This is a genomic window from Myxococcus hansupus (assembly GCF_000280925.3).
GTDB classification, from domain to species: Bacteria; Myxococcota; Myxococcia; order Myxococcales; family Myxococcaceae; genus Myxococcus; species Myxococcus hansupus.
On sequence record NZ_CP012109.1, the window covers coordinates 2,253,243 to 2,265,351 of the forward strand.

Annotated in this window: 11 protein-coding genes; 10 read left to right on the forward strand and 1 reads right to left on the reverse strand. The window is 70.1% G+C overall.

From position 1 onward, the window contains the following. Nucleotides 1-71 precede the first annotated feature (71 nt). The 4 genes from A176_RS09265 to A176_RS09280 all read left to right on the forward strand — a co-directional run bounded on the left by A176_RS09265 (nucleotide 72) and on the right by A176_RS09280 (nucleotide 3,824). Nucleotides 72-821: a YebC/PmpR family DNA-binding transcriptional regulator gene (locus A176_RS09265; protein ID WP_002637533.1), complete on the forward strand. Its 750-nt coding sequence runs from the start codon at nucleotides 72-74 to the stop codon at nucleotides 819-821. Between the two features lie 24 nt (nucleotides 822-845). Further along, entirely contained in the window at nucleotides 846-1,421 is a 576-nt protein-coding gene (gene ruvC, locus A176_RS09270; protein WP_044890609.1) for a crossover junction endodeoxyribonuclease RuvC, read from the forward strand. Beyond that, entirely contained in the window at nucleotides 1,418-2,026 is a 609-nt protein-coding gene (gene ruvA, locus A176_RS09275; protein ID WP_002637535.1) for a Holliday junction branch migration protein RuvA, read from the forward strand. Before ruvC ends, ruvA begins: the two co-directional genes overlap by 4 nt. Nucleotides 2,027-2,297: 271 nt before the next feature. Next, nucleotides 2,298-3,824: an ELWxxDGT repeat protein gene (locus A176_RS09280; protein WP_044890608.1), complete on the forward strand. Its 1,527-nt coding sequence runs from the start codon at nucleotides 2,298-2,300 to the stop codon at nucleotides 3,822-3,824. 9 nt (nucleotides 3,825-3,833) lie between these two features. Here the strand turns inward: A176_RS09280 and A176_RS09285 are convergent, their stop codons facing one another. Continuing rightward, a complete protein-coding gene (locus A176_RS09285; protein ID WP_002637537.1) occupies nucleotides 3,834-4,913 on the reverse strand; it encodes an MBL fold metallo-hydrolase in 1,080 nt (359 codons plus the stop codon). 201 nt (nucleotides 4,914-5,114) lie between these two features. Here A176_RS09285 and ruvB point away from each other — a divergent pair, with 201 nt between their 5' ends. The 6 genes from ruvB to A176_RS09315 all read left to right on the forward strand — a co-directional run bounded on the left by ruvB (nucleotide 5,115) and on the right by A176_RS09315 (nucleotide 12,109). Next, nucleotides 5,115-6,146, forward strand: coding sequence for a Holliday junction branch migration DNA helicase RuvB (ruvB, locus tag A176_RS09290; protein ID WP_002637538.1), 1,032 nt, complete (start codon nucleotides 5,115-5,117; stop codon nucleotides 6,144-6,146). Between the two features lie 6 nt (nucleotides 6,147-6,152). Next, nucleotides 6,153-7,628 (forward strand): hypothetical protein, encoded by a 1,476-nt coding sequence (locus tag A176_RS09295; RefSeq protein WP_002637539.1) that lies wholly within the window; start codon nucleotides 6,153-6,155, stop codon nucleotides 7,626-7,628. Nucleotides 7,629-8,099: 471 nt separating this feature from the next. Further along, on the forward strand, nucleotides 8,100-9,044 hold the full coding sequence (lpxC, locus tag A176_RS09300; protein ID WP_044890607.1) for a UDP-3-O-acyl-N-acetylglucosamine deacetylase: 945 nt from the start codon (nucleotides 8,100-8,102) through the stop codon (nucleotides 9,042-9,044). 47 nt (nucleotides 9,045-9,091) lie between these two features. Beyond that, entirely contained in the window at nucleotides 9,092-10,174 is a 1,083-nt protein-coding gene (locus tag A176_RS09305; RefSeq protein ID WP_002637541.1) for a thioredoxin domain-containing protein, read from the forward strand. Between the two features lie 27 nt (nucleotides 10,175-10,201). Further along, on the forward strand, nucleotides 10,202-11,437 hold the full coding sequence (locus tag A176_RS09310) for a DUF4388 domain-containing protein (protein WP_002637542.1): 1,236 nt from the start codon (nucleotides 10,202-10,204) through the stop codon (nucleotides 11,435-11,437). 54 nt (nucleotides 11,438-11,491) lie between these two features. Then, nucleotides 11,492-12,109, forward strand: a complete 618-nt coding sequence (locus tag A176_RS09315; RefSeq protein ID WP_002637543.1) for a hypothetical protein — start codon at nucleotides 11,492-11,494, stop codon at nucleotides 12,107-12,109.

The window sequence follows — 12,109 nt, forward strand, 5'->3', positions numbered from 1 at the left end:
CGGCCCCCGGTGGGGGACAAGGCCCGGCGCGAGCGCTCCAATCGCTGAGCGCCCTTCGAGGCACACCCACCATGTCCGGTCATAATCGGTGGTCGAAGATCAAGCGCCAGAAGGCCGCGATGGGCGCGACCAAGGGGCGGCTGTACTCCAAGGTCATCAAGGAAATCACCGTCGCCTCGCGGTTGGGCGGGGGAGAGCCTTCCGGCAATGCGCGCCTGCGGGTGGCGCTGGGCCTGGCCCGTGAAGCCAACATCCCCAAGGACACCATCGAGCGCGCCATCAAGAAGGGCACCGGTGAGCTGGAAGGGGAGAGCTACGAGGAGGTGACGTACGAGGGCTACGGCCCCGGTGGCGTCGCCATCCTGGTGGAGTGCCTCACCGACAACCGCAACCGGACCGCGGCCGACATGCGCTCCACCTTCAACGCCTATGGGGGCAACCTGGGCGCCGAGGGCGCGGTGGCCTGGATGTTCCAGAAGAAGGGCGTCATCAGCGTGAAACACGGCCCCACGGAGGACCAGTTGATGGAGCAGGCCATCGACGCGGGCGCCGAGGATGTCATCATGCTGGGGGACGAGGGCGCCGAGGTGCGCTGTGCCGCGGCCGACCTGCACACGGTGGGCAGCCGCCTCCAGGAGACGGGCCTGCCGCTGGGGCAGCAGCGGTGGGTGTTCATCCCGCAGAACACCGTGGCGCTGGACATGGACACCGCGAAGCGGCTCCTGAAGCTGCTGGACGCGCTCGAGGAGAACGACGACGTGCAGAACGTGCACGGGAACTACGAGATTGAAGACGCCGTGCTGGAGTCGTTGTTGCAGTAGCGGTGGCCTGGAACGGAGTGGAACGTGCGCGTGCTTGGCGTTGACCCGGGAAGCCGGTTCATGGGCTTCGGGGTGGTGGAGGAGAAGCGGGGCCGGCTGGTGCACGTGGGCCACGGCGTCATCAAGGGCGACCCGGCGCTGCCGCTGTCGGACCGCTTGAAGGACCTGCACGGCGCGCTGACGGCGGCCCTGGTGAGCTACCGGCCGGAAGCGGTGGCGGTGGAAGGCGTCTTCACCTTCCGCAACGCTCGCAGCGCGCTGGTGCTGGGGCACGCGCGGGGTGTCGCGCTGCTGGCCGCGGCGCAGGCGGGGTTGCCCGTCTTCGAGTACGCGCCCGCGAAGGTGAAGAAGTCGGTGGGGGCGGGCGGCGCGGGCGGCAAGGACGCGGTGGCGCGGATGGTGCGCACGTTCCTGGATTTGGATGCGTCGGTGCTGGAGCGCGCGGACGCGAGTGATGCGCTGGCGGTGGCGTTGTGCCACCTCAATCATGGACGGGCCGCGGTGCCGGCGGCGTCCGCGGCGGGCAAGAAGCGCAAGGGCGCGGCGTCGCTGCTGGCGGACCGGCTGGCGCCCGCGTACCGGCGCCCGGAGGCGAGATGATTTCGCGGTTGCGCGGGACGGTGCTGGAGAAGGACCTGGAGGACGCCACCATCGACGTGGGCGGCGTGGGCTACCGGGTGAACTTCTCCACGTTGTCGCTGGGGAAGCTGCCCATGGACGGGCAGCCGGTGGACGTGCGGGTGCGCACCGTGGTGCGCGAGGATGCCTTCGAGCTCTTCGGCTTCCTGACGAAGGGCGAGGAAGAGGTGTTCCTGCTGCTCAACAGCGTGTCGCGCGTGGGTCCCCGCCTGTCGCTGATGGTGCTGTCCGGCATGGAGGTGCCGGAGCTCGTGACGGCGCTGGCCCGGGGCGAGGTGGCCCGGCTGGCGAAGATTCACGGCGTGGGGAAGAAGACCGCCGAGCGACTGGTGTTGGAGCTCAAGGACAAGGTGAAGACGATTCACCTGGAGGCGGTGTCGCGAGGCACGGTGGCGGCGGCGCCCAGCGGCGCGCGCGACGACCTGGTCTCCGCGCTGCTCAACCTCGGCTACAAGCAGCCCCAGGCGGAGAAGGCCGCGGACCTGGCCGGCGAACGGCTGGGCGCGGACGCCAACTTCCAGGCGCTCTTCCGCGAGGCGCTCAAGGCGCTGCGCTCCGGCGGCTGATCGCACGGAAATCCGGTGTGACGGCGCTGTGACGGCGAAATCCAGCCGGGCCGCCGGTCCGTACTGGGTTCTCTCCTGTTGAGAACTTGAAGGGGTCTGGGGCCAGACGGCCCCAGTGTCACCCTGTCGGCATAAGTCGTCACGCGTCGCGTGATGCCGGACAGCAGACGCGGTTTCCTACCAGGGGCCGACGAAGGGTGTGCGGCGTGGGTGACACTTTCCAGTTCCAGCGGCGAGGGCCGGCACGGCGCCGAGGACGAGGGTTGGGTTCATGACGTCATGGCGTTCGACGCCCGTGTGGGCGGTGTTGGCCTGCGGGGTCTCGTTGGGGTGTGAGCCGTCGTTGGAAGACGCTGCGGGCTGGGAGGAAGCGCGCGTCGTTCCGGAGTCGGAGGCTTCTGTCGACGCGGTGACGGAGGGTGACGCGGCGCTGTCGCCGTGGATCTTCTCCCAGCCGTGGGCCGTCTGCAGCGACACGGCGCAGCGGGTGATGGACATCCGTCCGGGCCCGCTGGGTTCGCAGCCGCAGGGGCTGGCGCGGGCGGGTGAGGTGCTCGTCTTCAGCGCGGATGATGGCGTGAGCGGCCGTGAGTTGTGGGCGAGCGCGGCCGACGCGCGGAGCATCTCGCGTCTGCGGGACGTGCGGCCGGGGCCCGCGGGCTCGCAGCCGCGCGACCTGACGCAGGTGGGGCGGTGGGTCTACTTCGTCGCGGACGATGGCCAGCATGGCGCGGAGCTCTGGCGCACGGACGGCTCGACGGCGGGCACCGCGCTGGTGCGGGACATGCGGCCCGGGCCGGTCGGCTCGGCCCCTGAGTTCCTCACCCACGTGGACGGCACGTTGTACTTCACGGCGAATGACGGGCAGTCCGGCCGCGAGCTGTGGCGCAGCGACGGCACGGAGCGGGGGACGGTGCGGGTGCACGAGTTCCTCCCCGGGCCGGGAGACCTCGCCCTGAACCAGCTCACGGCGTGGGACGGGGGCCTGGCGCTGGTGTCGTCCGAGGCGCGGGAGACGGTGGTGTGGTGGGTGGGCCCCACGGGGGCGCCCCGGCGCGTATTCTCACGGGAAGGCGCGGGCGTGATTTTCGGGCTCACGGCGGCGGGCCGGCACCTCTTCTTCCTGTTGGATCCCGGCACGGAGGTGGGCGAGCTCTGGGTGGTGCGGGACACGTCACTGGCCGCGGAGCGGGTGCGCTCGTTCCCCGGCGATTACCCGGCGTACCTCACGCCCATGGATGACGTGCTGTACTTCATGGCGGGGGCGGCGGACTGGTACGGCAACCCCGGGGACGCCGTGCACGGCGGCGAGCTGTGGCGCAGCGATGGGAGCACGGCGGGGACGGAGCTCGTCGTGGACCTCCGGCCCGGGGCCCTGGGCTCGATGCCCAAGGACCTGGTCGTCATGGGGGACGCCTTGTACTTCTCCGCGGATGACGGCGTGCACGGCCGCGAGCTGTGGCGCAGCGATGGGCGCGCGGCGGGGACGGAGCTGGTGAGGGACCTCGAGCCGGGGCCGGTGGGAAGCGCGCCCGCGGGGCTCACGGTCGAGGAGGGCTGGCTGTTCTTCTCCGCGGAGACGGCGGGCCACGGCCGCGAGGTCTGGTACAGCGCGGGCCGACCCTGGGGAACGAGCCGGCTGGCGGACATCGCGCCCGCGGCGGCGTCATCGAACCCGTTCGACTTCGTGCGCGCGGGCTGGCGCCTCTTCTTCGTCGCCTCGGATGGGGCGCGGGACCAGGAGCTGTACTCGGTGCCGTTCCGGCCCTGGTTCTTGTGTTTCAGCAAGGACTGCTGAACGTCCGCGCTACGCCGCCCGCCGTGAGGCGGGGGTGGGCCGCACGTCTCCGAAGTTGGGCGCGGGCAGGACGACGGTGGGTGACAGCCCCGGCGCCATGACGTGCGCGGTGAGCTGCGAGGACGGGTGGAAGTTGACGAACGCGCCGTCCACCGTCGAGGTGCCCGCGAACAGCTTCTCCACGACCATGGAGGAGTACTGCGCCAGGGAGTCTTCGCGCGTGTTGCCGTTGAGGACCACCTCCCAGCCCATGTGCTCGGCGAAGCGGCGCACGCCGGGGATGGCGGACTGCAGCGGCGTGTAGCTCTCCGTGGCCACGCCGTTTTCACTGGTGACGAACACCTCGCGCGAGGTGGCCACCGCCAGCGACATGTTCCCCCGCGTGTGGCCCGGCGTGCTGAGGAGCGCCGCGCCCTGGCCCAGCCAGACGTCTCCGTCCAGGAGCACCACGCGCTCGCGGGGGATGTCGGCACCGCCGGGGACGAACCACACCGCCTGCATGGGGTGCAGGTCCATCACCACCTCCCATTCGGCGCGCTGCACCAGCAGCCGGGCCCGGGGGAAGCACGCGGGCATGCCGTCTCCGCCCAACCAGCCCCGCAGGTCCTGGATGTGGAGGTGGTCGAAGGCGAGGTAGTCCACGTCCGCGGGCGTGAGGCCCAACGCGGCCAGGTGGCTCTGGACGGAGCCATGCCGCGTGGACATCACCTTGTCGGAGACGATGGCGCCGTAGCGCTCGCGCAGCGCCCGGTAGAAGGGGGCAGAGACGCCGCGCTCGTAGTCGGACGGGTTGAAGAGCAGCGTGCGCCGCGCGCCTTCGCGGTCCACGAACTGCACCACCTGCATCCGGTTGGTCAGCATGGCGTAGGGCGCGGGCGACAGCGCGGCGCCGCTGAAGGCGAACTGTGCGGGGTAGGGGAAGGTGACGAGGTCACACGTGGCCACCGCGGCCACCGGCCCTTCCTTCACGAAGGCTTCCCGCGCGTCCAGCGCCGCCCGGCGGAGCTTCTGCAGCCGGAGTCCAGGGACGGATTCGGCGCGGGCGCCGGCGAGCGAGGGGAGGGGACGGAACGCTGGGCTCGTGTTCATGGGGTCACCTGGGCGGAATCTCGCACACGCCGGGAGCACTTCAATCGCCTCCGGGTGACTCCGCGGCCAATGTGTTGGAAACGCGAGGGGAGGCGGCCGCCTTCCCCTTCCCGTGCCCGGCTGGCTGGTGGGGCCGGTGGCTCCCGAGGTATCGCCACCAGATGTGCGGCGACAGGCGCGCCCTTCCTGTATAGGGTCCGGATGGTCATGGCGAGGAAGTCCGACACACTCTCGGAAGACGTCCTGCCCGAGGACGTCCGGCTCGAGGCCTCCCTGCGTCCGCGCTCGTTCGACGAGTACGTGGGGCAGGGGCCCGTCGTCGAAAAGCTCAAGGTGTACGTGCAGGCCGCGCGCAGCCGGGGTGAGGCGCTGGACCACTGCCTGTTCTCCGGTCCGCCGGGCCTGGGCAAGACGTCGCTGGCGCACATCATCGCGAACGAGCTGGGCGTGGGAATCCACGTCACCAGCGGCCCCGCCCTGGAGCGCAAGGGCGACCTGGCGGGCCTGCTCACCAACCTCGACGCGCGGGACGTGCTCTTCATCGATGAAATCCACCGCCTCAACGCCGCCGTGGAGGAATACCTCTACCCGGCCATGGAGGACTTCCGGCTGGACATCACCATCGACACCGGGCCCGCCGCCCGGGCGATGAAGATTGATTTGCCGCCCTTCACCCTGATTGGCGCCACCACGCGCACCGGCCTGCTCACCTCGCCGCTGCGCGACCGCTTCCAGATTCAGGAACGGCTGGAGTACTACGACGCCAAAGCATTGGAGAGCATCCTCCACCGTTCGGCGCGCATCCTCGGCATTCCCCTGGAGCGCGACGCGGCGCGCGAGGTGGCCAGCCGCTCGCGGGGCACGCCGCGCATCACCAACCGGCTGCTGCGCCGCCTGCGTGACTTCGCGCAGGTGGAGGGTGATGGCAGAATCACCCTGGCGCTGGCGAAGTCGTCGTTGGACCGGCTGGGCGTGGACGCCAGCGGGTTGGACGCCATGGACCGCAAGATCCTGCTGACCATCCTCGACAAGTTCGGCGGCGGCCCGGTGGGGGTGGAGACCATCGCGGCCAGCGTGGGCGAGCAGCGCGACACCATTGAAGACGTGTACGAGCCCTTCCTGATGCAGGAGGGCTTCCTCCAGCGCACGCCGCGTGGCCGAATGGCGACGCACCGCACGTACCAGTACTTCAAGAAGCAACCCCCGCCCACGCCGCAGGGCAGCCTCTTCTGAGATGCCATGAGCCAGGACACGTCCGCCGCCACGTCCCGCGTCCCCCGCGACTTCTACGCCGACCTGATGCGCGCCTCGCAGGCGTCGCGCGCCGGCTTCCTCGCAGAGCGCGAGCGCTGGCTGCGGGGCGTCCCGGTGGAGGGGCGTGAGGAGCTGCTCTTCGAGTTCGAGATGCTCCTGCGCGCCGTGGAGCGCTACCTCAACCTGAACACGGTGGTGGACGCCCGGGACCGGCCGCTCGTCACCCGGGACTTCCGCGAGGAGCTCGCGGACGTCCGCGACGCCATGGACCGCGCCATCCGCGTCGCGCGCCATCTTCAGGACCCGGACAGCGACCAGAAGATGGTCTTCCGCAAGTACGTGGAGACCCAGCTCGCGGACGACCGCGTCCGGCGCGCGCTCATCGAGGAGGAGCTGGACCAGGAGACGCCGCCCGAGAGCCTCTTCGTGTTGCGCGAGGCCTTCGACGCGCTCAAGAACCTGCTGGACCACCTGCTCAAGCTGCCGGCGGCGAACCTCGGCCTCTTCCAGGACGTGGGCAAGCTGTCGCTGCGGGAAATCGTCCTCAACCGCTACTTCCGTCCCTTCCGCCCCCTGGAGTTCCGCGTCGAGTACGACCGGCTCCGCTCCGTGCGGCTGTTGGACACGCTGGCCACCTTCCCGGAGGAGCAGCGCGCCGTCTTCACCACCGCGTTCCTCGGTCTCTTCCGGCTGCTGCACTACCTGGCCTACGTGGACGCCGAGGAGCAGCCGCCCTTCTCCCGGCGGGTGCGGGTGCTGCTGGCGCTGGTGCGCAGCGAGGCCAACTCACTGGCGTCGTGGATGCACTCGGAGCTGTCCCCGAAGGCTGGCTCCAAGTCGCTGCAGGCCGCCACGTTGCGCGCCGCCCGTGACATCGCGCGGGAGACGGAGCGCGTGGCGCGCGAGGTGCTCGTCAACCTGGACCGCGACGCGGAGGCCCCGCTGCGCGCCGCGTCCGCCTTCACCACGGTGCTGCGCACGCAGGTGGTGGTGCTGGTGGAGGCGCTCGCGCCCAACGGTGGCCTGTCGGACGGCGTCTTCGACGAGCTGATGAGCCCCCAGGACGGGGCGCTGCGCCTGCGCAAGGACTTGTGGGTGTACGCCCAGTTGTGCCGCGCCGCGGAGTCGCACCTGCGCGCCGAGGACGTGTCCGCCGCCGAGCGCGCGCTGGACGCCCTCAAGGTGTTCCTGGGCTACTTCCACGACGGCAGCTACCAACTGCTGCGCTACGGCGACTACGACGCCTTCGACCGCTTCACCTCGCTGCTGGTGGAGCTGCCGTGGCCGCCGGAAGGGCCTGGCATCCGCGCCCGGCTGGGAGAGGACCTGCGCCGTTTCATCCAGACGCTGGAGTCCACCTTCCACGCTGTCAGCCGGCGCACCCTCCTCCAGGGCAGGGGGTTCGATCGCCAGGATGCAGAGGCCCTGCGGGACCGCTTCCTCTCCGCCCCGGCGCGCTGATACAGCCTTTTCGCGTAGCTACTGCCCTCCCGTGCCGCCAGTCCTCCTGTGAGGGCGGCTTTCACGGGGGGTGTTTGCTTCGTTGGGTTCCTTGCGCTATGGACCCGCCCGTGTTGCATGGAAGACACGGGTTGGTGGGGATGGGGTGGAGGGGAGGGGGCATCAAGGACGGGGGTGGCGAATCCCCGACATCGGTGTCGCGGTTCGGGAGGGTTTCCGCAGCCCGCTGAAAAGGGAGGGGTGCCTGGCCGGAACCGGCACCCCTGACGACGCACGAAAAAGCCGAGTGATTCCCAAGGCTTGAAGCATGTTTTGGGGGGCTCGGAGTTGCAGGGAATGTCACGGGCAAGTGGCATGCTGCTTGCTCAAATCGCGCGTCGCATCAGACCACTGATGAACGATTCTGACCCCTCCGGCGGGGTCTGGAGCGGAAGTCCCGCAGTACCGAGCAGCCACGAGGCGACACCCACAATGCGACCGTCCTCCTACAACCAGCGCACCCTTTCGAAGACCGCCTCTCTGCAGGGCGTCGGGCTCCATTCGGGTGCCCGGGTGACGCTCACCTTGCGGCCCGCGCCCGCGGGCCACGGCATCGTCTTCGTGCGCACGGACCTGGCCCGCCCGGTGAGCATCCCCGCGCTGGCCGAGTACGTCGTGGACACGTCGCTGGCCACGACGCTGGGGCGGGACGGCGTTCGCGTGGGCACGGTGGAGCACCTGATGGCGGCGCTCGCCGGCATGGGCATCGACAACCTCCGGGTGGAGCTGGACGGTCCGGAAGTCCCCATCATGGATGGCAGCGCGGCGCCCTTCGCGGCCCTCATCCAGAGCGCGGGCGTGCGTGAGCAGGAGGCTCCCAAGGAGCTGCTCGTCATCCGCAAGGCCGTGTCCGTGGTGGACGGCGACAAGCAGGCCTCGCTCACGCCGGCGCGGCACTTCCGCATCAGTTGCACCATCGACTTCGAGCACCCCGTCATCCAGGGGCAGTCGTTCGACCTGGACTTCGGCGACCGCGACTTCGCTCGTGAGATTTCGCGCGCGCGCACCTTCGGCTTCCTGCGCGACGTGGAGAAGCTGAAGCAGCTCGGCCTGGCGCGGGGCGGCTCGCTGGAGAACGCCATCGTCGTGGACGAGGTCTCCATCCTCAACCCGGACGGGCTGCGCTTCCCGGACGAGTTCGTGCGCCACAAGATCCTGGATGCCATTGGCGACGTGTCGCTCTTTGGCCGTCCCGTCATTGGCCACATGACGGCGTACAAGACGGGCCACGCGCTCAACCACAAGCTGGTGCGCAAGGTGATGTCCGACCCGAGCTGCTACGAAATCGTTCCCGCTCGCCGTCGTGAGCTGGAGGGCATGGGATTGGGCTTCTCTGGACTGGCGGGCGCGCTGGACCTGGAGCCTCTCGTCGCCTGACGTCATTAACTTGCAGGACCGGGAAGGCTCGGCTAAGTCGGCGGGCTATGCTCAACCGTCCCACCCGCGTCATCCTCGCCGCGCTCCTGGCGGCCACCTTCACCGCCGGCTGCAACAAGGAGAAGGCGCCGGCCACCGCTCCCGTGGCGCAGCAGGCGGCCGGTGAGCCTTCGCCGGACACCGTCGTCGCCACCTTCGGCGACGGTCAGAAGATTACCTACAAGGAACTCAACGAGCGCCTCCAGGAGCCGCTGGCCAACCTGGAGAAGCAGAAGTCGCAGCTCCTGAAGCGTGGCCTGGACGGCATGGTGACGGAGAAGCTCGTGGATGCCGAGGCCAAGAAGCGCGGCATCACCCAAGAGGCGTACCTGAAGGCGGAGATCGACGACAAGGTCCCCGCGCCCTCCGACGAGCGCGTCAAGGAAGTCTACGACGGCGCCGCGGGGCAGCTCCCGGAGGGTTCCACCTTCGAGGCGATGAAGCCGCAGATCGTGGAGTTCCTGACGCAGCAGCCGAAGCAGGAGCGCGCGCAGGCCCTCTTCGAGGAGCTGCGCAAGGCCGCCAACGTCAAGGTGACGCTGCCGGAGCCGCCGCGTCCTCCCGTCGTCCGCAAGCAGGTGGCCGCCACGGGCGCCGCCAAGGGTGGCCCGGAAGGCTCGCCCATCACCATCGTCGAGTTCAGCGACTTCCAGTGCCCGTTCTGCGGCCGCGCCAACCCGGTGCTGGCGCAGGTTCAGCAGGAGTACGGCGACAAGGTCCGCATCGTCTTCCGCCACTTCCCGCTCGACTTCCACAAGGAGGCGCCGAAGGCCTCCGAGGCCTCGCTGTGCGCGCAGGACCAGGGCAAGTTCTGGGAGATGCACGACCTGCTCTTCGAGAACCAGCAGGCGCTGGGCGTGGACTCGCTCAAGAAGTACGCCGCCGACCTGAAGCTGGACACGGCGAAGTTCAACGCCTGCCTCGACTCCAACGAGAAGGCCGCCATCGTTTCGAAGGACCTGGCCGACGGCAAGGCGGCGGGCGTGTCTGGCACCCCGGCCTTCTTCATCAACGGCATCCTGCTGTCCGGCGCGCAGCCCTTCGAGGAGTTCAAGACCATCATCGACGGCGAGCTGAACGCCAAGAAGTAGTCACCGTCGTTCCCGGGGAGACGGGCAGTGGCGACACGACCCAAGGCCACGCCCCGCCTCGTGGGTGATGCGGCGACGCTCGAACTGGAGCTCCCGCTCACCCAGGGCTTGTCCCCATCCCGTCCCCTCCAGGCCTGGTTCAACGGGCCGGAGGGGATGGTGCTCCTCCAGGAGCCGCAAGGCTTCGCCGGCTTCCTGGCCGGCAGCCTGCGCACCCTGTCGATGGAGGAGGTCTTCGCCAACGTCCTGTCGGGCATCCGCAGCGGGCTGTTGGCCGTGCAGCACCCCACCGGCCGCCGCACGGTGTCCTTCCGCGACGGGCAGGTGGTGTTCGCCACCTCCACCGAGCGCTGGGAGCGGCTGGGCTCGGCGCTGCTCCGGCTGGGCCTCCTGACGCAGGTGCAGCTCACGCAGGCGCTCTCGCGCGTGACGCCGTCGCGGCGCATTGGCCAGGTGTTGACGTCCGAGGGGCTCGTCTCCGAGGCGAACCTCTACAGCGCCATGACGTACGTGGTGCGCGAGGTGGTGCTCAGCCTCTTTGAATTGGAAGAGGCCAGCTTCATGTTCGTCGAGGGCCCCGCGCCCATGGCGGACGTGGTGAAGCTGCCCGAGCGCACGAGGGACCTCGTCCTCACCGGCATCAAGCGCTCCGAGGTCGTGGCGCGCCTGCGCCGCCGCTTCCCGGACGACATGCACGCGGCCGTGGGGCCCGAGGGGGCCCTGCCTGGCGACGAGCGCCTGTTCGCCCGGCTGGCGGATGGGCTGGCCGTGTCCGCCTTGCGTGGCGCCTATGAGGGCGGACCTCACGCCTTCTACACGTGGCTGGAGGAGGCCGTTCGCGGGGGCAACGTGGCGGTTCATCCCGCGGAGCCGCCTCCCGCGAAGACGCCCGCCGTGGAAGGCATGGCCTGGGAGCTGCTCTCCGCGGAGGAGCGCTACAACCTCCTGTTGTCGCTGGTGCACCGCGCGCTGCGCGACGCGGGGAATGACACGGACCTGCTGCGCGGCTTCCTGGACGCGCCGCCGCAGGGGCTCGAGGACGCGTACGCCGGCGTGACGCTGAGCGCGGAGGGCCGCGTGGACGTGGCGCGGCTGAGGGCCAACCTCTCCTCGGGGGACGAGGCCGTGGGCCGCGCCCTCACGCTGGAGGCGCTGGACGCCTTCGTGTCGTACGCGTTGTTTTCAGCGCGCAACGTCTTGCCTCCCGACGTGGCGGAGCGCTTGTCCAACACCTACCGCACACTGCAGGGTGGACTGGCCTAGCCACGGGCCCGTGCCCACGTTCGTCCCTCTGGCAGTCGGGGGCGGGGAGTGGGCATGGGCGCGATGAGCAGGTGGGCGTGGGGACTCCTGGTGCTGTCGACGGCCTGCGCTGGCTCGCGCGCGGGAGTGAAGGACGCGGGCACCGGAGGTTCGGGAACGCAGCCGGCGGTGGAGGCCGCGAGCGCGGACAGCCGCTCCACGACACGGCGCTACGTCGACGAGGACCTCGGCTTCGAAATCGTCCGGCCCACCGCGGACTGGCAGCTCGATGAGACGAACGAGCGCACGCCGGAAGGGCTCGCGATTCCCGTCATCCTCCGCCACAACATCTCCGGCGCGCAGGTGGTGTTGCAGGTGGCGCCCGCGGTGGCCTCGCCCACGCAGTTCGCCGAGCGCCTCACCGAAGGACTCCGCCAGCACCCGGGCTTCACGACGTCGGACCCGGCGCCCATCCCGCTGTCGGACAACGCGGTGGGCTTCGACTTCCAGGTGGGGGAGGGCGTGCACGGGAAGGTCGCCGTGCGCGACGGCAGCCCGGGCCGCGTGCTGATGATGCTGGCCACGTGGCCGGCGCAGGCCGCCGCCGATGTCCCCCGGAGCGTGGACGCCCTCATCCAGGGCGTCCGTCCGCTCTCCGGCCCGGCCACGGCGTCGCGCACGCCACGGCCGTGA

What these genes read in the sequence shown, in the direction of transcription:
- lpxC (WP_044890607.1), top strand. Translation starts at nt 8,100, where the DNA reads ATGCGACCGTCCTCCTACAACCAGCGCACCCTTTCGAAGACCGCCTCT.
- ruvA (WP_002637535.1), top strand. Translation starts at nt 1,418, where the DNA reads ATGATTTCGCGGTTGCGCGGGACGGTGCTGGAGAAGGACCTGGAGGAC.
- A176_RS09265 (WP_002637533.1), top strand. Translation starts at nt 72, where the DNA reads ATGTCCGGTCATAATCGGTGGTCGAAGATCAAGCGCCAGAAGGCCGCG.
- A176_RS09285 (WP_002637537.1), bottom strand. Translation starts at nt 4,913, where the DNA reads ATGAACACGAGCCCAGCGTTCCGTCCCCTCCCCTCGCTCGCCGGCGCC.
- ruvB (WP_002637538.1), top strand. Translation starts at nt 5,115, where the DNA reads ATGGTCATGGCGAGGAAGTCCGACACACTCTCGGAAGACGTCCTGCCC.
- A176_RS09315 (WP_002637543.1), top strand. Translation starts at nt 11,492, where the DNA reads ATGGGCGCGATGAGCAGGTGGGCGTGGGGACTCCTGGTGCTGTCGACG.
- A176_RS09280 (WP_044890608.1), top strand. Translation starts at nt 2,298, where the DNA reads ATGACGTCATGGCGTTCGACGCCCGTGTGGGCGGTGTTGGCCTGCGGG.
- A176_RS09295 (WP_002637539.1), top strand. Translation starts at nt 6,153, where the DNA reads ATGAGCCAGGACACGTCCGCCGCCACGTCCCGCGTCCCCCGCGACTTC.
- A176_RS09305 (WP_002637541.1), top strand. Translation starts at nt 9,092, where the DNA reads ATGCTCAACCGTCCCACCCGCGTCATCCTCGCCGCGCTCCTGGCGGCC.